Here is a 20706-nt window from a genome sequence, read left to right as displayed (position 1 = left end):
GGTGCGGAACGGAATGGGAATCCAGATTAACGGCCGACCGTCGTCGCACGAACGAGTCACATCCCGATGGGGAAACGGCGGAGTGTCGCCTACTCCGCGCGCAATTTACTCACCCATTCGTGTCAAGCAGCTGCTCCGAAAGAAACACCTCGGCGCGGTGATCGATACTTGACCGTAGTCTTTTCGTCAGGGGAGTGGCTCGGCCCGGGAGGGTGGGATCAGGTGGTGGTCGCGCTCGTCGTCGCCTGGTTCGTGGTCGCCGTCTTCGTCCTCGTGGCCTGGCCCAAGATCAGCGCCGACAAGAACTGGCGGGCCGCCGCGCTGACGCTGACCCTCGGTTTCTCCTTGGTGCACCAGCTGGTGTTCTCGACCATCGCGGAAGACGCGTACATCACTTTCCGTTACGCGCAGAACATCGCCGACGGCAATGGCCCGGTGTTCAACACCGGTGAACGGATCGAGGGTTACGCGAATTTCCTCTGGATGATCGCGATCGCGCTGCCGAAGGCCGCTTTCGGGGCCGATATCGAGATGTCGGCGATCGTGCTCGGGATCCTCGCCACCCTCGGCGCCGTCCTGCTCGCGAACCTGACGGTGAACCGGGTGGTCGCGCGGGCGGCTGGCGAGCCTCGACCGGCTTTCGGGGTGGCCGCCGCGGTGCTCGTCGCGGGAGCCGGGGGACTCGCCGCGTCCGGCGGATCCGGCACCGAGACGCCGCTGTTCGTGCTGCTCGTGTTCGGCGTCTTCGCCGCGCTCGCGTCCCGGCGTCCGGTCGTCGCGGGTGTGCTCGTCGCCTTCGCGATGATGACGCGCCCGTCGGGGACGGTGCTCGCGGTGCTGGTCGGGAGCTGGCTGGTCGTCGCCGCGCTGCGCGGCCGGTACACGTGGTGGTCGCCGGCGGGCTGGCTGCTCGGCGGGCTCGTCTTCGCCGCGCCGTGGACGGCGTGGCGGGTCACCTACTACGACCACGTCCTGCCGACGTCGGTTCTCATCCCCTTCGACATCGAGGTTTCGGCTCGGGTCGACCACGGCTGGCAGTACCTCTCGGGCTTCTCGGTGGTGCACCAGGGTTTCCTGCTGCTCGGCCTGGTCGCGGCGGTGGCGCTGCTCCTGCGCCGCAACGGCCGGACGCCGCACGAGGCCGAGGCCAGATCGCTGACCTGGCTGATGCTCGTCACCGCCGTCGTGCTCACCGGGTTCGTGGTGTTCTTCGGTGGCGACGCGGGCCCGGCGTGGCGCCTGCTGGCGCCGATCCCGCCACTGCTCGCGGTGGCGGCGGTCTCGGTCTACGGCGTGCTCACCGCGGCCCCGAAACCGAGCCCGCGGCCGCCGGTCCAGCGGCTGATGCCCGCCGCCGCGGTGACGCTGTCCGGGCTCGCGGTGCTGGTGTCGGTGTTCAGCCCGGACATGCTGCCCCGCGTCCGCGCCTGGCACGACCACGGCGCGCAGATGGAGGAGATCGGCCGCTGGCTCGACGTCTACCTGCCACCCGGTTCGGTCGTGAGCACCTCCGCGCCCGGCGTGCTGTCGTACCACGCCGGGACACAACTACAGATCGTCGGCGTCCGCGGTCAGACCGCGGACGCGGACGAGGCTGTCGTCTCCCGGCGGCGCCCGACGATCGCCGTCATCACCGACAGCGGCTACTCGGCGACGCAGTCCTGCGTGATCGACCCGGCGTACGCGGCGAGGTACCGCGTCGCGACCTTCGCGCGTGAAGGAACCTCGTCGTGGCTCACCGTGTTCCTCCGGGCCGACGTCGAGCGATCGGTCACGACCGCCCTCGACTTCTCGCCCGACTTCCGCCACGTACCGTGCCCTTCGTGAGTGTCGACGACCGTGTCTCCCTGAGCCGACCAGCAGCGCTTGAAGCACCTTCGCGCCTGTTCGGGCTCAGCGTGTTCGCCGCCGCGCTCACCGTGCTGCTCGTCCGCTTCCTCGTGCCGCGGCCGGTCGCGATGTCCGACAACGGCGACGGCTTCCGCGTGCTGTGCGGCGCGGGCATCACGTGGAAGGGCAAGCCGGAGGGATTCGCCCGCCTCGTGTACGGCGGCCCGGCGGGCGAATGCGACGCCACCTATCTCCTGACCCAGAGCTGGTTCGCGCGGATCGCGCGGTCGATCGGCGGGCTGCTCGGCCTCGAATCGACGCTCAGCCTGGTCGTGCTCGGCGTGCTGATGAGCGTGCTCGCCGCCGCGGCGGTGGCGCTGATCGTCGTCGGACTGCCGTACTCGCGCCGCGTCCGGGGCTTCGCGGCTGTAGGGCTGCTGCTGGTCGTCGCGGACTCCGCGTTCTTCGGTTACTTCGCGTCCGTGCTCGGCGAAGGTGCCGCGTTCCTGGGTCTCCTGCTCGCCGTCGGCGGCTTGCTGGTGGCCGCGCGGCCCGGTTGGTGGCGTTACGCGGGCCTGGCGGTGCTGCTCTTCGGCGGCTTGATCGCGGTCAACGCCAAGGTCCAGACGCTGATGATCCTGCCGTTGCTCGCGCTCGCCGTGGCGCTCGTCCGCCCGGTCGGCGTCCGCGGCCTGAAGCGGTGGCTTCCCGTGGTGTTCGTCATCGGCGCGCTCGCCGGAGGCACGGCCTACGCGCAGCAGACCGTCGAACCGGCGAAGCTGCCCGACGGCTCGCTCGCCGCGCGTCCTGGCGACGATTCACGTGAGATCAACATGTTCAACACGATCTTTCTGACCATTGTGGACGGTCGACACGACACCGGGGCCGATCTCGCCGCGCTGGGCCTGCCCGCCTCGTTCGGCCAGTACGCGGGCAACGGCTGGTGGCATCCGCGGCCCGCCACGCTGGATCCCGAGTACCCGAAGTACCGTGAGCAGATCAGCAGGCGCAACGTCGTCGAGTACTTCGCGACGCATCCCTTGCGCACCATCGGAATCCTGGACCGCGCGGCAGGCGATCTGCTCACCGCGCGGCCGCCGTACCTCGGCAGCTTCGACCAGTCGGCAGGTTTCGCCCCCGAGGCACAGGAATACCGCGTCCCGATCGCGTCGACGGTGACGAAACTGTTGGCACCACTGGGTTTCTTCGCCTTGCTGCCGATCTGGTCGCTCATCGCCTGGCGTGGCTGGAAGACCCGGCGTGGCGCGGTGGGCGTCGCGCTCGGATTCCTGCTCGCCGTCGCCGCCGGTCAGTTCGCGCTGGCCGCGCTGGGCGACGGCCTGGAGAACGTCAAGCACCAGGTGATCGCGTTGTACTGCACGCTGCTCGGCGTCGTCCTGGCACTGGTGACATTCGGTCGCGAACGCGTGTGACCTACGCGACCGTAGGTTGGTTACCCTACGGTAGCGTAACCTGGGCGAATGGCCGATCTCGTTTACCCGCCCGTCATCATGGCGGCGAAGCTGATGTTCCGGGTGCTGGACAACCGCATCCGAGTCGAGGGGACCGAGCACATCCCGGCGACCGGTGGGGCGGTCATCGCCTGCAACCACGTGAGCTACCTCGACTTCATCTTCTGCGGGCTCGGCGCGCAGCCGGCGAAACGCCTGGTCAGGTTCATGGCGAAGAAGGAGATCTTCGGCAACCGCGTCGCCGGACCGCTCATGCGCGGTATGCACCACATCTCCGTCGACCGCGGCGCGGGCCTCGCGTCGTACCGGGAAGCCGTCGAGCGGCTGAAGGCAGGAGAGGTCGTCGGGGTGTTCCCCGAAGCCACGATCAGCCGGTCGTTCACCGTGAAGGACATCAAGTCCGGCGCTGTCCGGATGGCCGCCGAAGCCGGTGTCCCGGTCGTGCCGATGGCGCTGTGGGGCACGCAGCGGCTGTGGACCAAGGGCCACCCGAAGGATCTGACCAAACGCCACGTGCCGATCTCGATCCTCGTCGGTGAGGCGATGCACCCGAAGGTCGAAGAAGACGCCGAAGTCCTTTCGAAGGACCTTCGCGTGCGCATGTCCGCGCTCGTGGACCGCGTCCAGGCGGACTACCCGGACAAGCCCTCCTCCGACGACGAGCGCTGGTGGCTGCCCGCGCACCTCGGCGGCACCGCTCCGACGCCGGAGGAAGCCGCCAAGCTGGATCGCGAAGGGCGCTAGCCCGGACCCCGCCCCGCCACCACCCTCAACGGACAGGCTGCGCCTGACTGCTAGAACCAGCGCTCGAGCACCTGCGCGACGCCGTCCTCGGAGTTCGGCGCGGTCACCTCGTCGGCGACGTCGAGGACATAGCGGTGCCCGTTGGCCATCGCCACCCCGTGCCCGGCCCAGCCGAGCATCTCGACGTCGTTGGGCATGTCACCGAACGCGATCACCCGCTCGGCCGGGACGCCCAGCCGCTCGGCGACCTCGGCCAGCCCGGTCGCCTTCGTGATGCCGCGCGCGGCGACCTCGATCAGGCCGGTGTTCGTCGAGTAGGTGATGTCGACAGCGCCGTCGAGCACTTCGCGCGCCGCCCGCGCCATCTCGTCGGAGCTCATCCCGCGCCTGCTGATCAGCAGCTTGATCGCCGGATGCCCGAGCACCTCGGCCCTCGGCGCCTCCGCGCCCTCGTGATTGCCCCAGGGATTGTGGTAGTCCGGCTCGATCACGAAATTCCGCGTGTCCGGGTCCAGCGCGGACTCGCCGACTCGCTCCGCGGCGTACCGGCAGCCGGGGAGAGCGTGATCAAGAGCACTCACGGCGTCGTGCAGCAACTGGGGTTCCAGCAGGCCGTGGACGGCCACGATCCGGTCCGTCCCGATCTCGTACAGCACCGCGCCGTTCGCGCAGACCGCGTACCCGGTCAGGTTCAGCGGGTTCGCGATCGGCGCGATCCAGCGCGGCGGACGGCCGCTGACCAGCACAAAGGGGATCCCGTCCTCGGCGACCCGCCGGACGACGTCGATCGTGCGTTCGGTCAGGACCTCCAGTGGGCCGAGCAAGGTGCCGTCGACGTCGGACGCGATCAGAAGGGGTTTTTCCACCGGCACATTGTCCCCGAACATCCGCCCATCGGGCGAAGTGTCGCCCGGCACCGCTAGGTTCCGGGATGTGCGCGTAGGCATCGTGATTCTTCCGGAAGATCGTTGGTGGGCGGCCGAGCCGAAATGGCGGGCCGCCGAGGAATACGGCTTCGACCACGCTTGGACGTACGACCACCTCGGCTGGCGGAACCTCGTCGACGGCCCGTGGTTCAGTGCGATGCCAACGTTGACGGCGGCCGCGATGGTGACGTCGCGGATCAGACTGGGCACCTACGTGGCGTCGCCGGTCGCGCGGCACCCCGTGCCGTTCATGCGTGAGCTGACCACCCTCGACGACATCTCCGACGGCCGCTTCATCCTCGGCGTTGGCGCCGGCGTCCCGCCGTCCAACTACGACGCCACCGTCCTCGACGGTCCCGAACTGTCGGTCAAGGAGCGCACGGACCGCTTCGCCGAGTTCGTCGAAGCGCTCGACGGGCTGCTGATGACCGACGGCTTCGACTTCGAGGGCGAGTACTACCGGGCCAAGGGCGCCCGGAACCTGCCCGGCTGCGTGCAGCGGCCGCGGCTGCCGTTCCTGGTCGCCGCGAACGGCCCGCGCACGATGACCCTCGCCGCGCGGTTCGGCGCGGGCTGGGTCACCACCGGGGTCAAGGCCGACACCCAGGACGAATGGTGGAAGGGCATCGCGGAACTCGTGAAGACCTTCGACGAGCGACTGGAGGCCGTCGGCCGGGACAAGGCGAGCGTGCAACGCTTCCTGAGCCTCGACTCGGCGCCGGTCTTCTCGCTCTCCAGCGTCGACGCGTTCACCGACGCCGCCGGGCGGGCCGGGGAACTCGGGTTCACCGACATCGTCACGCACTGGCCGCGGTCCGGCGACTACTACGTCGGCCGCGAGTCGACCCTCGAGACGGTCGCCAGCGACGTACTCCCGGTACTCCAAGGCAAGAACTCTTAGGCTGATCGGGTGACGTCGGCGGGCCGGGTAAACCGGTTTCGCCTACCGCTCGTCTGAGGGATGAGTACAGCGAGTGGGTGCGGCCCTGTGTGGCTGCCCCTCATGGGTCACCCCGGGGGTGAATGGGGGACTGAGGCTCGCGTGGTCGCGGCAGGGGCAGTCCGCGACCACGCGAGCCTTGATCTTTTGGCCGCGATTCGCGTGTCCAGACCCGGGACACACGTGCTCGGGCACCGAACTCGCGTGATCGAAGGCGGAACTCGCGTGATCCGCCGGGAGGCACGTGTCTTCCGGCTTCACGCACGTGTCTTCCGCCCCGGCGCACGTGTGATCGCTCTACCGGCAGGAGGAGGCGACACCCTCTCGAACGCGATGAAAGGCCCCTTCATTGCAAAATTTGCAATGAAGGGGCCTTTCATCGCACCGGCGGGGAGAAGGACCTCAGCGCGTCAGGGTGTAGATCGAAGCGCCCGCGTTGCCGAAGTCCTTCCGCAGGAAGTTCAGCCCGTCCAGATCCCGCAGCCCCGGCGCCGGCGGCTCGCCGATCTTGATCGGCGTGCTCCCGATCAGCACGTGCTTGATGTTCAGCCGCTTCACCGCGGCCTGAACCTCGGGGTCGGTGTCGTAGTCCCGGAAGTGCAGCGACAGGTACTTCGCGTCCGGCGGCGGCACGCCCGGGTCGTAATGCCCGGCGACCGGGTGGATGCCGGTGATCGCGTACAGCCAGGCCGTCCCGTCGAAGCGCTCGTTGAGCACCTTCTCGTCCGGCCCGATGTTCATCTTGGTGAGCTGGTCCATCGCGGCGAGTTCGTCGGCGCTGACCGGCGGTGTGACCTCGCCCTCGGGCCCGTTGTAGTACAGGAACGACACCGCGTGCGCGTTCGACTCGGTGTAGAAACCCTTGGTCAGCACGGCCGACGCGGCCACGACGAACACAGCGGTCGCCAGTCCGAGCCGGGCGGGCAAGGCGGGCCTGCTCTTCACCCAGGACCGGCCGCTCGCCCATTTCGCGAACCAGCGTTGCAGCTCCGCCATCCCGTGCCCGGCCAGCAGGCAGAGCGGGATCGCGGCGAGCGCCATCAGCCGGTAGCGGTCGTTCCACCACGGCCGCGACAGCGAGATCACCCACGGTTCGGCGCCGAACGAGGCGACCAGCACGAACAGCGCCGAGAAGCCCAGCGCGGCGAGCCCGATCCAGCGCATCCGGCCGAGGCGGAACAGGCTCAGCACACCGATGGCCAGCAGCACCGTCAGCCACACCTGCGGCGCGCTCAGCACCTGCCGGAAGGTCACCAGCAGCCCCAGCGACTTCACCACCGGCAGGTCCGAGCCCCAGGCGTAGTACGGATATGAACCCGAAGTGAATTTCAGCGCGCCGAGGATGTGCGGCGCCGCGAGCAGCGCGCTCGCCACCATCACCGGCACCATCTTGACGACGTCGCCGCCGATGATCCGCAGTCCGCCGCGGCCTTCGGGTACGCCGTCGAGCGGTTTGTGCCGCAGCGCGCGGTACCAGCGCTGCACCACCAGCGGCAAGGCGAACAGCAGCGCCCCGAACAGCGCCGACGAGTGCGCCGCCAGCAGGCCGACGGCGGTCAGCGCGAGGACGTAGCCGGTGTCGAGGCCCGGTCGCGCGAGGAACCGCGCCAGGGCGACCACGGCCAGCGGCGTCAGCACGATCCCCAGCGCGAACGGCAGCAGCCCGCTGGACACCGACTCGTACGCGCCGGTGGTGGCCGCGGCGGCCACCAGTGCCGTGCAGCCCGCGAACACCGCCCGCCCGCCGAGCTGGCGGATCAGGGCGACCATCGACAGCGCGAAGATCCCGGCGACCGGCATCGTGATGGCGTTCAGCGTGACCGGGATGGTCGTGCCCGAAATCGAGTACACGAGCGAGCCGACCAGGTGATACGCGTTCGGGTAGAACGAGCCGTCCGGGTACCAGTTGACGGTGCCCATACCGGTCAGCGAGCCGTCACCGGTCTCGGCGATGTAGCGGATGCCGTTCGCGTGGAACACGGTGTCCCAGCGCTGGAACACCGCCGTCGTCCCGCCGCGGGCCGAGAGCACCACGAGGATCGAGATCCCGACGGCGAGCGCCACACAGGCCGCGACGGCGTAGTGCGCGCGCGGATGCCACTTCGTCGGCGGCTCCTCGGCGCCCGGCTTGATCCAGCCGCGGCTCTGGCCCAGCTTTCTGAGCCCGAAGCCGAACCCGGCGAGCACGGCCGTGACGCCCGCCACGGTCAGCGGGTTGTACGACACACCGGCGAGTGCCAGCCACGGACCGGCCAGTCCGGTTACCGTGTAGGACAGCAGCGGGGCCAGGCCCGCGAGGGCCCAGCCGCGCAGGCCGGCGGCCCGGCCGACGAGGCCGCCGGGGATCGCCAGCACGGCCAGGTAGGTGACGGTCGCACCGAAGTACGACCAAAAGGTGTCCGGAGTAGGCACTGCTTCCTAAATGTATCTGTCGAAGGTGAAAACCGGTGCTCGGTGCAGGGCACGGAGTCGACATGCGTACCCTCGACGCCCGTGAGCGCGCACACGAACCCCGACAAGATTACTGAAGCCGATTTCACCGGCTACGACCTCATCGTGGTCGGGTCCGGTTTCTTCGGGCTGACCGTTGCCGAACGGGCCGCGGCCGAGCTCGGCAAGAAGGTCCTCGTGCTGGAGCGGCGCCACCACATCGGTGGGAACGCCTACTCCGAGGCCGAGCCGGAGACCGGGATCGAGGTGCACCGCTACGGTGCGCACCTGTTCCACACGTCGAACAAGCGGGTGTGGGAGTACGTCAACCGCTTCACCGAGTTCACGAACTATCAGCACCGCGTGTTCGCGCGGGTCAAGGACCAGGTCTACTCGTTCCCGATGAACCTGGCGCTGATCAACCAGTTCTTCGGCAAGTCGCATACGCCGGACGAGGCCCGCGAGCTGATCGCGAAGCAGGCGTCGGAGTTCGACACCGCGGACGCGCAGAACCTCGAAGAGAAGGCGATCTCGCTGGTCGGCCGCCCGCTGTACGAGGCGTTCATCCGTGGTTACACGGCCAAACAGTGGGAGAACGACCCGAAGAACCTCGGCGCCGACATCATCACCCGGCTCCCGGTCCGCTACACCTTCGACAACCGCTACTTCAACGACACCTACGAGGGTCTGCCGGTCGACGGCTACACCGCGTGGCTCGAGAAGATGGCCGCGCACGAGAACATCGAGGTGCGGCTGAACGTCGACTACTTCGACGTCCGCGAGCACATCCCCGCCGGCACCCCGACCGTCTACACGGGCCCGCTGGACCGCTACTTCGAGTACTCCGCCGGCCGGTTCACCTGGCGCACGGTGGACTTCGAGTCCGAGGTGTTGAGTGACTGCGGTGATTTTCAAGGCACCTCGGTGGTCAACTACAACGACGAAGAAGTGCCCTACACCCGGATCATCGAGTTCCGGCACTTCCACCCGGAGCGCAAGCACTACCCGAACGACAAGACGGTCGTGTTCCGCGAGTACTCCCGCTTCGCCGGTGAGGCCGACGAGCCGTACTACCCGATCAACAACCCGGACAACCGCGAGAAGCTCGAGGCCTACCGCGAGCTGGCGAAGGCCGAGGCCAAGGAGCGCAACGTCCTCTTCGGCGGGCGGCTGGGCACCTACAAGTACCTCGACATGCACATGGCCATCGGCTCGGCGCTGACCGCGTTCGACAACAAGATCGCGCCGCACCTGACCGATGGCGCGCCTCTCGACGGGTCCCTCGATGCTTGAGAAGGGCGCACCCACGGGTGAAGTCGCCGTCCTGGCCAAGGCTCAGGGCGTCCTGAAGAGCGACATCACGGTGAAGGCGGCACGCGGTCTTTCGCACTTCGGCGAGCACAGCGCGGGATGGTTCGCGCTGGGGCTCGTCGGGGCCGCGGTCGACAAGAAGCGCCGCAAGGACTGGCTGGTCGCGGCGGCCGGCGTCGTCGGCGCGCACGCCGCGTCCATCGCGGTGAAACGCGTGGTCAGGCGGCCGCGACCGGACCACCCGAGCGTCGAGGTCCTGGTCTCCACGCCGAGCAAGCTGAGCTTCCCGTCCTCGCACGCGACCTCCACTACGGCGGCGGCGGTGCTCTACTCCGGATTGACCGGGCGTAACCTGGTCCCGGCCCTGGTACCGCCGATGCTGGCCTCCCGGCTCGTGCTCGGCGTCCACTACCCGACCGACGTACTGGCCGGAGCGGCCCTTGGGGGCGTAGTCGGCGGCTTGATACGTAGGAAGCTGAAGCGACGATGAGTGAAACGACCGAGAAGGCCGATTCCAAGCCTGACGACGTAGAACCCGTGGCCGCGACAAAGGCCGCCGAACCGAAGAAGGTCGCCGGCGGTCTCGTCGGCGGCATCATCAAGACGGCACGCCCGCGCCAGTGGGTGAAGAACGTGCTGGTGTTCGCCGCACCGTTCTTCGCTTTCTCCAAGTCGACGGACCGGACCGGCCTGCTGGTCGCCGCGCTGATCGCCTTCGCGGCGTTCTCGCTGGTGGCCTCCTCGGTCTATCTCATCAACGACGCGATCGACGTCGAAGCGGACAAGGCCCACCCGACCAAGCGGAACCGGCCGATCGCGGCCGGGATCGTGCCGGTCCCGGTGGCCTTCGTCGCGGCGGGCTTCTTCTTCGCCGCGGGCCTCGGCATCTCGTTCTTCGCCAGCTGGCAGCTCGCGGTCGTGCTGGCGGTCTACGAAGCCGTCCAGCTCGGCTACTGCTTCGGCCTCAAGCACCAGCCGGTGGTCGACCTGGCCATCGTCGGCTCGGGCTTCCTGATGCGCTCGATCGCCGGTGGTGTGGCCGCCGGAATCGCGCTTTCGCAGTGGTTCCTGCTGGTCACGGCGTTCGGCTCGCTGTTCATGGTGGCGGGCAAGCGCTACGCCGAGATCATGCTCTTCGAGCGCACAGGGGCGAAGATCCGCTCTTCGCTGAAGAAGTACTCGGCGAGTTACCTGCGGTTCGTGTGGGCGACGTCCGCGGCGATCCTGATCATGTCCTACTGCCTGTGGGCGTTCGAGATCCGCCAGGTCGAGCACGACTCGGTCTGGGCCGTCGTCTCGATGGTCCCGTTCGTGGTGGCCGTCCTGCGCTACGCCGTCGACGTCGACGGCGGCAACGCGGGCGAGCCGGAGGAGATCGCGCTCAAGGACCGCGTGCTCCAGGTGCTCGGCGCGAGCTGGGTCGTCACGCTGTTCCTGTCGTTCTACCTCTGATTCGACAGCTCTGACACAGCGCATCCACAGGTTGCGCACGCATCCTCGGTGATGGGAGCGGGCACCGCGCCCGCTCCCATCGACTGAGGAGCGAAAGATGAGCGACCCGCAGCGGCCGTCCGATGACGACGACAAGACGGTCGAGCAACCCGCCGAAATCCCGCCTCCCGTGGCGCCTCGGAAGAGCGGTTTCCGCCGCTTCGCCGCCGCGCGGGCCACTCAACTGGTCGCGGTCGGCCTGCTCGGCTTCATCCTCGGTGGCGGAGTCATCGGCACCGCCGTCGGTCTCGCCGTCGGCAGGCATGACGATCGGCCGGGGATCTCCCGTGAACACCGCGACTTCCGTGACGGCCCTGGTGACCGTGGCTGACGTCACGACGGAAACTGAGCATCAACCGTCCGTGGGACCGCCGGGCGTGACCAGTCCCACGGAGGGTAGATAACGGAATCATCACGAGGCCGTGTACGGTGTTCGTGATGCGAAGCGCCTCCGCTGAACTTCCCCAGGCCTCCGGTGCGCTGCCGGGAGCCGCCGTCCTTACCCGCCCCTGGGTGCTGCCAGCGGGGGCGGCGGTCGCTTCGGCCCTGGTGTTCGTGCTGGTCAGCGGGCATTTGATCGACGACACGTACATCACGCTGTCGTATGCGAAGAACCTCGCCTTCCACGGCCATTGGGGCCTGATCGAGGACGGCACCGCCAACACCGCGACGTCCCCGCTGAACGTCCTCGTGCTGGCGCTCGTCACGTTCATCGTCCGTGACGCCGTCTTCGCCGCCGGGATCGTCTTCGTCGCGAGCCAGGTGGCCCTCGTGCTCGGCCTGCGTCGCATCGGTGTCGCGACCGGTCTTCCCGGCGGGTTCGCCCCGCTGACGCTGGGCCTGCTGCTGGTGAACCCGCTGCTGATCTCCTCGGTCGGGCTCGAAGTCGCCCTCGGCTCGGCGGCCGTCGTCTGGCTGATGGTGTTCCTGCACGAACGTCACCCCGCCGCCGCGGGCGCGGTGATCGGCCTGATCGCGCTGATCCGGATCGACCTGCTGCTGATCGCGTTCGTCCTGTTCCTCGCACGCCGCGAGTTCTGGGCGGGTATCTGGCGCATGACGTTCGCCGCGCTCGCGGTGATGCTGCCGTGGTTCCTGTTCAGCTGGCTGGTGCTGGGTTCGGCGGTGCCGGACACCCTGGTCATCAAGATCATGCAGCGGTCGTGGGGACCGTTCAGTTTCACCAACGGGCCGCTGCTGTATTGGCGGAACTTCCCGGTGGCGGCGACGCTTTCCTACCTGCCGCTCGTGATCGGGGCCCTCGCCGGTCTACTGTGGACATTCCACTACCGTCGTGGCTCGGAACGGGCGAAGCGACTCGCGCCGTTCGCGACGCTCGCGATCGCTGGCGCGGCGCACTATCTGGCTTACTGCTGGCTGAATGTTCCGCCCTACCACTGGTATTACGCGCCCAGCATCATCGGCGCGACGGTGTTCCTCGCCGCCGCTGCCTGCGCGGTACCCGGCCGCGCCCGGATCGGCGCGGGAATCCTCGCCGGCGCGTTCCTGCTCGTGAGCGCCGTCGCCTACGCGACCCCCGAACTGCCTCGCCGGTTCGCGCCGATCACCAGCAATCACGCCGCGTCCGACGAATACCGCGAGATCGGTTCGCAACTGGGCGAACTGACCAAGGGACGCAAGGTGGAAAGCGCCGGTGAGGTCGGCGCGCTCGCCTACTCCTGCGACTGCGACATCGTCGACCAGTTCTCCGACCGCGGCTCGGTCGATCCGGCGATCGTCGAGACGAAGAGCCGTAGCGGCGACCTCGGCAAGGCCTTGCTGGAAGCGAACTTCCGGTTCTTCGACCACAGCGTCCCGCCCGCGACCCCGGACCTGGTGCTGGCCACCACCCGGAAGGCGCCGCCGCCGAACGCGCTGGCCACCTGGACGATCAGCTCCCCGTGGATGGGCACCCAAAAGCTCTACCTGCTCCCCGCCCCCTGACGCACCCCACCCGCCGCAATTCGTCCTCTACTTGCGGTCCTTGCGCGCGCAACTACCGCAACTAGAGGACGAATTGCGGGGTCAGCGGCGCGAGTGGGCGCGGTCGGCCTTGGTGACGGCCAGCATGTCGCGTTGGTAGATCACGGATCCGTCGGCGAAAGCGAACGCAAGGACCGTCCTCTCCCTCCAGCATCCGCGCCGGGTACACGACGGCCGGCCGCCGGTCGGACAACGTCAGCCGTGCCTCACCGTGGCCGCCGGCGAGGTGATCCGCGAGCCGCGCGACCGGATGGCCTCGTCGAGCTTGGCTTCCGGGTCAGCCATCGATTCCTCTCAACCCGTGAACGAAAGGGAGCCCCCTCCCCGTCCGTTGCACGGGTTGAGACGAACCGAGCAGTGACGTCGTTCCCTAGATCGGCAGTTTCCGGAAGATCGGCCGGGGCACGTGCCGCAGGGCGGACATGACCAGGCGGAACGGCGCGGGAGCCCACACCAGTTCCTTGCCCGCGCGCGAGGCGTTGACGGCGATCTCGGCGACCTGCTCGGCGGTCTGCGCCAGCGGGGCGTCCTTGAGGCCGTCGGTCATCTTGGTCTTCACGTGCCCGGGGCGGACGACGGTGATCTGCACGCCGAACTCGGACAGGGCCTCGCCGAGGCCGAGGTAGAAGCCGTCGAAACCGGCCTTCGTGGAGCCGTAGACGAAGTTCGACCGGCGGACCCGCTCACCGGCGACCGACGACAGCGCGATGACCTTGCCGTGGCCCTGCGTCTTGAGCTTGTTCGACAGCGCGACACCCACCGAAACCGCGGCCGTGTAGTTCACGGTCGCCGCCTCGACGGCCTTCACGTGGTCCTGCCACAGCTCTTCCTGGTCGCCGAGCAGACCGAACGCCACGACGGTGACGTCGATGTCGCCGCCCTCGAAAGCCTTGTCCAGCACGGCGGGGTGCGATTCCATGTTCTTGGCGTCAAAGTCCACAGTGGACACTTCGGCGCCCTTGTCCTTCAGGCGCTGCGCCGCGGCGTCGAGCCGGGGCGACTGGCGGCCTGCCAGCACCACCCGGAGGGGGCGCTCGGCCAGGTACTTCTCCGCGATCGCGAGCGCGATGTCGGAGGTACCGCCGAGCAGCAGCAGGGACTGGGGATTGCCCACAGCGTCGATCACAGTTCCAACCTTCGGGACATGTCAGAGGCGAAAACGCCTTCGGGGTCAACGGAAGCGCGGACCTTGCGCCATTCCTCGAGCCGCGGGTACATCTTCGCGAAGTTCTCCGCGGAGGTCCGCGAGTCCTTCGCCGTGTACAGGCGACCGCCGAGCGCGAGCACGTCCTCGTCGAGTTCCTGGCAGAAGCGGCTCAGGCCGTCCTTGATCGGGAAGTCGAGGCAGACCATCCAGCCGGGGTGCGGGAACGACAGCGGCGCCGCGTTGCCCTCGCCCATCTGCTTGAACACGTTGAGGAACGACACGTGCCCCGAGTCGGCGACCTTCTGGATGATGCGGCGCAGCGGCTCGTGCGCGTTCAGCGGCGTGCTGAACTGGTATTGCAGGAAACCCTTGGAGCCGTAGGCGCGGTTCCACTCGCCGAACAGGTCCAGCGGGTGGTAGAACGCGGTCAGGCTCTGGATCTGGTCGCGCGCGTTCTTCGCGGTCTTGCGGTAGTACAGCTCGCCGATCGCCGAGAACGACAGCTTGTTGGCCAGCCCGTTCGGGAACACGTCCGGCAGGGTCGCGAGCGTGCCCGGGTTGAACTTGAGCGGATCCGCCCGCAGCTTGGGCGGCAGTTCGTCCAGTTTGGCCAGCGAGCCGCGCTGGAACGCGGCGCGGCCGAGCTTCGCGCCGGTGGAGATCGAGTCGAACCAGCCGGACGAGTACGTGTAGTTGTCCTCGGAGCCGTCGGTGACCAGCGCCAGGGTCTCGTCGAGGTTCGCCGTGCGCTGGATGTCGGCCTTGAAATAGGCCGTCTCCGTCTTCGTCATCCGGATCTTGGCCCGGACGATGATCCCGGTCAGGCCGATGCCCGCGACGGTCGCCCAGAACAGCTCCGCGTCGGGGCCCTCCGGGGTCAGCGTGCGCACCTGGCCGTCGGCGGTGACGAGGTCCAGCGACACGACGTGATTGCCGAAGCTGCCGGCCGAATGGTGGTTCTTGCCGTGGATGTCGTTCGCGATCGCGCCGCCGATGGTCACCTGGCGGGTGCCCGGCAGCACCGGGACCCACAGACCGTAGGGGAGGCCCTCGCGCATCAGCTTGTCGAGGCTGACGCCCGCGTCGAGGTCGACGATGCCGGAATCCGGGTCGATCGAGTGGATGCGGTCCAGCGCGGTCATGTCGATGACCAGGCCACCGGCGTTCTGCGCCGGGTCGCCGTAGGACCGGCCGAGACCGCGCGCGATGACCCCGCGCTCCCCGGCCCGCGTCACCGCGCGGGCGATCGTCTCCACGTCGGGGGTGCTCAGGACGTCCGCGATACTCGGCGACGTCCTTGCCCAGCCCATGAGCGACTGCCGCTGTGTCTTGGGTGCTTGGGTCACGCCGACCAGGGTAACCACGCCGAACAATGCCCGGAACGTGACCCTGAAGTGCTCGCTTCTACACTTTGGGCACCAGCCCCAGCAGTTTATGAGGTAGAGCAGTGGTGGCGACCGACCCGCAAGCCGGTTCGACGGCGGCAGCGCCGTCCTCCCCTGGGCTGCTCGGGCAGCTCATCCGCTTCGCGCTCGTCGGCGGCTTCTGCGCCTTGGTCGATTTCGGCGTCTACCAGGGGCTTCGTGCCCTCGGAATGGACGCGACGCCGTGGGTGGACATCGCCCGCGCGTTGAGCTTCATCGTGGGCACCACGACCGCCTTCTTCCTGAACCGCAAGTTCACCTTCGCCGGTGGACGCCAGGAGGGCGCACGTCAGATCGGTAGCTTCGTACTCCTGTACGCCGTGACGTTCCTCGTCGCTGTAGGCGTCAACCGCACGATGCTGCACGTCCTGCCGGAGTCGGCCTGGAAGGCCACCTTCGGTTGGGTCGTTTCGCAGGCAACCGCGACCGTGATCAATTTCGTCATGCTCAAGTGGGTCGTCTTCCGTGAGCCCCGCGCAAGCGCCATCAGCACAGAGGAGAACTGAGGATTCATGCCCGGTAAAGCCGCCGTCACCGGAGAGGCCCCGAGCGCCATGGTGAGCACTGTCGACGACACCCGCTTCGCGGAACGCACCCCGCAGGGCCGTCTCACCGCGCAGCGCGGGCTCTACGCCGGCCCGGCCCCCATCGTCAGCAAGGACCTCTACGCCGAACTCGAATGGGGCACCGCCGTGCGCGAACGCGCGGGCATCGCCATCGAGCCGGCGTCGAAGGTGTCCGGCAACACCTACTTCGGGCGCTTCCCCGCGAGCTACTGGCAGCGCTGGACCGACGTGACCGAGGTCGCCGTCGAGGCCGTCGTCACCGGTGACGGGCAGCTGTCCGTCGGCGCTTCCGACATCGAGGGCGACTCGCGTGTGGTCGCCGCCGAGATCGTCGCGGGCGCGAAGCGGCAGAAGGTGACGCTGACCGCGAAGCTCGACAAGTTCTACGACGGCGGCGCGCTCTGGCTCGACCTCGAGACCGAGGGCGGCCAGTCGCTGCGTGTCGAGAACGTCCGCTGGACGGTCGAGGCGCCGGAGAAGATCCGCCCGACCGCGGTGACCATCTGCACGATGAACCGCGCCGACGACTGCCTGTCGAACCTCCAGGCGCTCGCCGCCGACGTCTCCTCGCTGGAGACGCTCGACGCGATCTACGTCGCCGACCAGGGCACCGACCTCGTCGAGTCGCGTGACGGCTTCGAGCAGGTCGCGAAGGACCTCGGCGACAAGCTGCACTACATCAAGCAGCCGAACCTCGGCGGTGCCGGTGGCTTCACCCGCGGCCTCTACGAGGTCGCCGGGCACACCGAGACCGAGCACGCGAACGTCCTGTTCATGGACGACGACGTGCTGCTCGAGCCGGACCTGGTGATCCGGATGACCGCGTTCTCCAACCGCACGGTCAACCCGGTCATCGTCGGCGGGCAGATGCTGAACCTGCTGCACCCGAACCAGCTGCACGTCGGCGCCGAATACGCCCGGCTGAACACCCTCGAACCCGGCCAGCCGGTCACGCACTCGCTCTCGACCGCCGACCTGCTCGGCGTCGACGAGGAGACCCTCAAGCCGAACCGCCAGGAACGCCGCCTCGACGCCGGGTACAACGGCTGGTGGTCGTGCCTGATCCCGTACGAGGTCGTCAAGGCCACGGGCTACCCGCTGCCGTTCTTCTTCCAGTGGGACGACGCGGAGTACAGCTACCGCGCCCGCGCGCACGGCTTCCCCACCGTCACCCTTCCGGGCGCCGGCGTCTGGCACGCCGACTTCCACTGGAAGGACTGGGACGAGTGGCACCGCTACTTCAACCTGCGGAACTCGATCATCACCGCCGCACTGCACTCGCCGTTCAACCTGAACCTGCTCTCGCGCGTGCTCATCGCGCAGCTGGTCCGGTACCTGCTCGGCATGCAGTACGGCCTGTCCGCCACGCTGATCAAGGCCGTCGAGGACTTCCTCGAGGGGCCGGAAGTCCTGCGTGACGGCGGCGTCGCCGCGATGAAGGAGATCCGCCGGATCCGCGACGAGTACCCCGAGACCAAGCGGCACAAGGCCACCGACGTCCCGGGCATCGCGTCGAACGACATCGGCATCATCAACAGCGCGCCGCGGCCCAGCATGCAGCGCCTGGTGCTGATCAAGCGGATCCTCGACCGCGTGCTCGGCCGCAGCCGCCACTCGCTCGGCGCGATCCCGATCGACGAGGCCCACTGGTGGCACGTCGCGACCTTCGACACGGCCGTCGTCACCGACGCTTCGCAGGAAGGCGTGCGGGTCCGCTCGTACGACCGCGCGAAGATGTTCGACCTGGCCCGGAAGGGCGCGAAGGTCATCCAGCGGCTTCGCAAGGAAGGCGGCGCGGTGCAGGAGCAGTACAAGCGCTCCATGCCGGAACTGACGTCGCGGGACAACTGGAAGCGGCTCTACGAGCTCTAAAGCGTGTGATGAACGGGACTTTCCTTGCGAAATTTGCAAGGAAAGTCCCGTTCATGGCGTTCGGGGTCGGCTCTTGCTCAAGACGGGTTCGGGACTTTCGACGCCCTGAGTCTTCTGCCGCGGGCACGTCGCGAAAGCCACTTTCGGGACATGCTGCCCCCTTTGCGCCGCTCGCCCACGGCTCGATGTCCCCAATGAGGCATTGGAGACGCTCAGTGCCCCCAATGCCACATTGGGGACATGGCCGACTCCCGAAAAAGGGAGCAAGGGACCTTTAGTAACGGCAGCCTTCCTAGCGACGCTAGACCGTGGAAGGTCAAGTAAGGGTAGCCTTACCGGCATGACGGATCTGGTCGCCCGAGCCCACGCCCTCGCCGATGATCTCCTCTTCCCCGCAGCCACCGAAGTGGACCTCAAGGGCGAAGTCCCTTCGAGCCACTTCGACGCTCTCGCGGCCGAAGGCTTCTACGGCCTCGCGGCGCCCCAGGAAGCTGGCGGTCCGGGCATCGATCTCCCGACGATCGTCCGGGTCCTCGAGGCACTGGCGGGCGGCTGCCTCAGCACCATGTTCACCTGGGTCCAGCACCACGGCCTGGTCGCCGGGCTGTCCACGACCGACCGCGCGGACCTGCGCGAGCGCTACCTCCCGGCGCTGATCAGCGGCGAACTCAAGGCGGGCGCCTCGTTCGCCGCGGTGATCCCGACCCCGCCCAGGCTGCGCGCGGAACGCGTCGAGGGCGGCTACCTGCTCGACGGCGAGGCCCCGTTCGTCAGCGGCTGGGGCATCATCGACCTGCTCCAGCTCTGCGCCAGGGACGGCGACACCGTCATCAGCGCGATCATCGACCCGGTGGCGGGGGAGCAGCTGGACGTCCAGCCGCTCGACCTCGTCGCGGCGCAGGGCACGTCCACCGTGCACCTCGGCTTCACCCGTTACTTCCTCGCCGACGAACGCGTCTACGGCAAAACCCCGCACGCGGAGTTCGTCGCGGGCAACACCTTCCCCTCCCGCCTCAACGGCTGTGCGCCGCTCGGCCTGGCCGCCCGCGCCGCGCGGCTCATCGAGGAGCTCGGGAAGGCCGAGGTCGCCGCCGGGATCAGGACGGAGATCGACGCCGTCCGCGAGCGGCTCGACGCGGGTCTCGCCGATCCGCCGTCGTTGCCCGCGGCCCGGGCGGCGGGCGCGGAACTCGCGTTCCGGGCCGCGGGCGCGCTGGTCGCGGCCAACGGCAGCACGTCGGTACTCGCCGGACGACACCCCCAGCGGCTCGTCCGGGAAGCCACCTTCCTGCTGGTCGCCGCCAGCCGCCCGGAGATCAAAACGGGCCTGCTGGAACTCTTTTCCCGGAATTAGTGCAGCCCGAACACCCGGTTCTTCCGGTTCAAGTCGTCGATGTAGGCGGCGGCGACGTGGGAGAAGTTGATCGCCACCTCGGAGTCGTCCTTCGTCTGGATCGTCTGGACCGAACCGGTGCGGACGAAATGCGAAAGGTCCTTGGTCAGCCGCTCGGTCTCCTCCGTCGTGAGCGCGAAGAGCAAGGGCTCCCCACCGGCGGCGAGATGCAGGACGAGCGCGGGTTTCTGGTCTGCCATGGACCCATCGCACCAGCCTTGATCACGGCCGGGCAAGCGGGTTCGCTGCGGGCGTATCGGGTGCGTGGACTACGTTCATCCCGACGAACAAGACACCCGCGGGGGGAAAAGGCGATGCCGCATTCGTTCTCGCTGTCGCTGGCGGCGGTGGACATCCTGCTCGAACACGGGCGGTTCGGGCCGGCGCCGGTGCCGTTCGACGTCCCGCACATCGGCACCACGACCGATCAGCGCGCGATGGTGCGCGAGGCCGTCTTCCGAGATCTCGAAGGCCGCGGCCTGATGCGCGGCGGCAGGCTCGACGCCGACGCCGACGCCGACGTCGAACTCGCGCTCGCCACGTTCGTCAACCCGCAGCTCGCCGTCTGGGCGGTCGCGCAGATGGACAAGGACAAGCAGCTCTTCGCGAGGGCGGCGACGAACGGCCAGTTCGCGGTCGTCACACGCCAGGAAGAGAACCTGCTCGTCTTCGAGGAGACCAGGCCGACCGCGATCGTCGCGTCGATCGTCGACCTGCTGCCGCTCACCCCGGCGGGCCCCGGCCAGTCCGTCACCATCGCGAAGCCGGCCAGCGCACCGAAGCGCCCTCGCAACGACGACGCCTACGACCCCTTCGCCAACGTCAGCGGTCCCCGTTCCCACGGCTCGAACCCGCAGCAGCGGCAGGTGGAGCGGATCTTCGAGAAGCCGAAGACGCGCGTGGGCCAGTTCAGCGTGTTCATCCGCGGCGGCCAGGTCTTCCCCCCGCTGGCCTGGTTCGACACCGAAGCCGGCCGGTTCATGATGACTTCGCGCCAGGCGGCCGACGGGCAAAGCTGGCTGACCTACGCTCCGGCCGACAACGCGAGGATCGCGCAGCAGCTGTACGCCCAGCTCGAAGGCCAGTTCTGACCCGTCGGGAACCGGGATGACGCCCGTTTCGTCACAGTTCTGGAGAGATCTTCGGTGATCGGACAATCACCGTTGCGCCGAGCGCC

Annotated in this window: 18 protein-coding genes; 13 read left to right on the top strand and 5 right to left on the bottom strand. The window is 68.4% G+C overall.

The features are described 5' to 3' along the window. The first annotated feature begins 222 nt into the window (after positions 1–222). From ACLARN_RS00565 to ACLARN_RS00555, 3 genes are read left to right on the top strand one after another with little or no spacing between them, the layout of a single operon-like run. Positions 223–1827 (top strand): hypothetical protein, encoded by a 1605-nt coding sequence (locus tag ACLARN_RS00565; RefSeq protein WP_409489308.1) that lies wholly within the window; start codon positions 223–225, stop codon positions 1825–1827. Continuing rightward, entirely contained in the window at positions 1824–3263 is a 1440-nt protein-coding gene (locus tag ACLARN_RS00560; RefSeq protein ID WP_409489307.1) for a hypothetical protein, read from the top strand. The genes ACLARN_RS00565 and ACLARN_RS00560 overlap by 4 nt, the downstream gene beginning before the upstream one ends. A gap of 48 nt (positions 3264–3311) precedes the next feature. Further along, a complete protein-coding gene (locus tag ACLARN_RS00555; protein WP_409489306.1) occupies positions 3312–4046 on the top strand; it encodes a lysophospholipid acyltransferase family protein in 735 nt (244 codons plus the stop codon). 50 nt (positions 4047–4096) lie between these two features. Here ACLARN_RS00555 and ACLARN_RS00550 read toward each other — a convergent pair whose 3' ends face one another. Then, positions 4097–4933, bottom strand: a complete 837-nt coding sequence (locus tag ACLARN_RS00550; protein ID WP_409489305.1) for an HAD family hydrolase — start codon at positions 4931–4933, stop codon at positions 4097–4099. 46 nt (positions 4934–4979) lie between these two features. Here ACLARN_RS00550 and ACLARN_RS00545 point away from each other — a divergent pair, with 46 nt between their 5' ends. Further along, positions 4980–5873: an LLM class flavin-dependent oxidoreductase gene (locus ACLARN_RS00545; protein WP_409489304.1), complete on the top strand. Its 894-nt coding sequence runs from the start codon at positions 4980–4982 to the stop codon at positions 5871–5873. Between the two features lie 441 nt (positions 5874–6314). Here ACLARN_RS00545 and ACLARN_RS00540 read toward each other — a convergent pair whose 3' ends face one another. Then, entirely contained in the window at positions 6315–8324 is a 2010-nt protein-coding gene (locus ACLARN_RS00540) for a DUF6541 family protein (RefSeq protein WP_409489303.1), read from the bottom strand. Between the two features lie 81 nt (positions 8325–8405). On the opposite strand from ACLARN_RS00540, the gene glf reads away from it, so the two are divergent. From glf to ACLARN_RS00515, 5 genes are all read left to right on the top strand, one after another. Continuing rightward, positions 8406–9635: a UDP-galactopyranose mutase gene (gene glf / locus ACLARN_RS00535; protein ID WP_409489302.1), complete on the top strand. Its 1230-nt coding sequence runs from the start codon at positions 8406–8408 to the stop codon at positions 9633–9635. Beyond that, positions 9628–10143, top strand: coding sequence for a phosphatase PAP2 family protein (locus ACLARN_RS00530; RefSeq protein WP_005149609.1), 516 nt, complete (start codon positions 9628–9630; stop codon positions 10141–10143). Before glf ends, ACLARN_RS00530 begins: the two co-directional genes overlap by 8 nt. After that, entirely contained in the window at positions 10140–11105 is a 966-nt protein-coding gene (locus ACLARN_RS00525) for a decaprenyl-phosphate phosphoribosyltransferase (protein ID WP_409489301.1), read from the top strand. Before ACLARN_RS00530 ends, ACLARN_RS00525 begins: the two co-directional genes overlap by 4 nt. 97 nt (positions 11106–11202) lie before the next feature. Beyond that, complete coding sequence (locus ACLARN_RS00520) at positions 11203–11475, top strand: hypothetical protein (RefSeq protein WP_409489300.1); 273 nt, start codon at positions 11203–11205, stop codon at positions 11473–11475. A gap of 107 nt (positions 11476–11582) precedes the next feature. Then, a complete protein-coding gene (locus ACLARN_RS00515; protein WP_409489299.1) occupies positions 11583–13088 on the top strand; it encodes a hypothetical protein in 1506 nt (501 codons plus the stop codon). Between the two features lie 409 nt (positions 13089–13497). Here ACLARN_RS00515 and ACLARN_RS00510 read toward each other — a convergent pair whose 3' ends face one another. Further along, on the bottom strand, positions 13498–14253 hold the full coding sequence (locus tag ACLARN_RS00510; RefSeq protein WP_409489298.1) for a decaprenylphospho-beta-D-erythro-pentofuranosid-2-ulose 2-reductase: 756 nt from the start codon (positions 14251–14253) through the stop codon (positions 13498–13500). After that, positions 14250–15620, bottom strand: a complete 1371-nt coding sequence (locus ACLARN_RS00505; RefSeq protein WP_409489297.1) for an FAD-binding protein — start codon at positions 15618–15620, stop codon at positions 14250–14252. The genes ACLARN_RS00510 and ACLARN_RS00505 overlap by 4 nt, the downstream gene beginning before the upstream one ends. A gap of 101 nt (positions 15621–15721) precedes the next feature. Here ACLARN_RS00505 and ACLARN_RS00500 point away from each other — a divergent pair, with 101 nt between their 5' ends. From ACLARN_RS00500 to ACLARN_RS00490, 3 genes are all read left to right on the top strand, one after another. Further along, positions 15722–16204 (top strand): GtrA family protein, encoded by a 483-nt coding sequence (locus tag ACLARN_RS00500; protein WP_409489296.1) that lies wholly within the window; start codon positions 15722–15724, stop codon positions 16202–16204. Between the two features lie 6 nt (positions 16205–16210). Then, complete coding sequence (locus ACLARN_RS00495; protein ID WP_409489295.1) at positions 16211–18136, top strand: glycosyltransferase; 1926 nt, start codon at positions 16211–16213, stop codon at positions 18134–18136. A gap of 340 nt (positions 18137–18476) precedes the next feature. Continuing rightward, positions 18477–19490: an acyl-CoA dehydrogenase family protein gene (locus tag ACLARN_RS00490; RefSeq protein WP_409489294.1), complete on the top strand. Its 1014-nt coding sequence runs from the start codon at positions 18477–18479 to the stop codon at positions 19488–19490. On the opposite strand, the gene ACLARN_RS00485 is transcribed toward ACLARN_RS00490, so the two are convergent. Continuing rightward, positions 19487–19729, bottom strand: a complete 243-nt coding sequence (locus ACLARN_RS00485) for a hypothetical protein (protein ID WP_076164061.1) — start codon at positions 19727–19729, stop codon at positions 19487–19489. The two genes, ACLARN_RS00490 and ACLARN_RS00485, sit on opposite strands and share 4 nt — an antisense overlap. A gap of 114 nt (positions 19730–19843) precedes the next feature. Between ACLARN_RS00485 and ACLARN_RS00480 the strand changes: the two genes are divergently transcribed. Beyond that, the gene (locus ACLARN_RS00480; RefSeq protein WP_409489293.1) at positions 19844–20620 is read left to right on the top strand and encodes an ESX secretion-associated protein EspG; all 777 of its coding nucleotides are present in this window, start codon (positions 19844–19846) and stop codon (positions 20618–20620) included. Positions 20621–20706 lie beyond the last annotated feature (86 nt).

It is taken from the genome of Amycolatopsis sp. cmx-11-12 (assembly GCF_046269425.1).
Lineage (GTDB): Bacteria > Actinomycetota > Actinomycetes > Mycobacteriales > Pseudonocardiaceae > Amycolatopsis.
Note: the sequence above shows the minus strand (reverse complement) of the source record. Positions and strands in the feature narration are given on the sequence as shown.

Bases quoted from the DNA above. Each gene is read 5' to 3' on its own strand.
- ACLARN_RS00555 (WP_409489306.1), top strand. From the start codon at position 3,312: ATGGCCGATCTCGTTTACCCGCCCGTCATCATGGCGGCGAAGCTGATG.
- ACLARN_RS00550 (WP_409489305.1), bottom strand. From the start codon at position 4,933: ATGTTCGGGGACAATGTGCCGGTGGAAAAACCCCTTCTGATCGCGTCC.
- ACLARN_RS00530 (WP_005149609.1), top strand. From the start codon at position 9,628: ATGCTTGAGAAGGGCGCACCCACGGGTGAAGTCGCCGTCCTGGCCAAG.
- ACLARN_RS00525 (WP_409489301.1), top strand. From the start codon at position 10,140: ATGAGTGAAACGACCGAGAAGGCCGATTCCAAGCCTGACGACGTAGAA.
- ACLARN_RS00520 (WP_409489300.1), top strand. From the start codon at position 11,203: ATGAGCGACCCGCAGCGGCCGTCCGATGACGACGACAAGACGGTCGAG.
- ACLARN_RS00515 (WP_409489299.1), top strand. From the start codon at position 11,583: ATGCGAAGCGCCTCCGCTGAACTTCCCCAGGCCTCCGGTGCGCTGCCG.
- ACLARN_RS00495 (WP_409489295.1), top strand. From the start codon at position 16,211: ATGCCCGGTAAAGCCGCCGTCACCGGAGAGGCCCCGAGCGCCATGGTG.
- ACLARN_RS00490 (WP_409489294.1), top strand. From the start codon at position 18,477: ATGACGGATCTGGTCGCCCGAGCCCACGCCCTCGCCGATGATCTCCTC.
- ACLARN_RS00485 (WP_076164061.1), bottom strand. From the start codon at position 19,729: ATGGCAGACCAGAAACCCGCGCTCGTCCTGCATCTCGCCGCCGGTGGG.
- ACLARN_RS00480 (WP_409489293.1), top strand. From the start codon at position 19,844: ATGCCGCATTCGTTCTCGCTGTCGCTGGCGGCGGTGGACATCCTGCTC.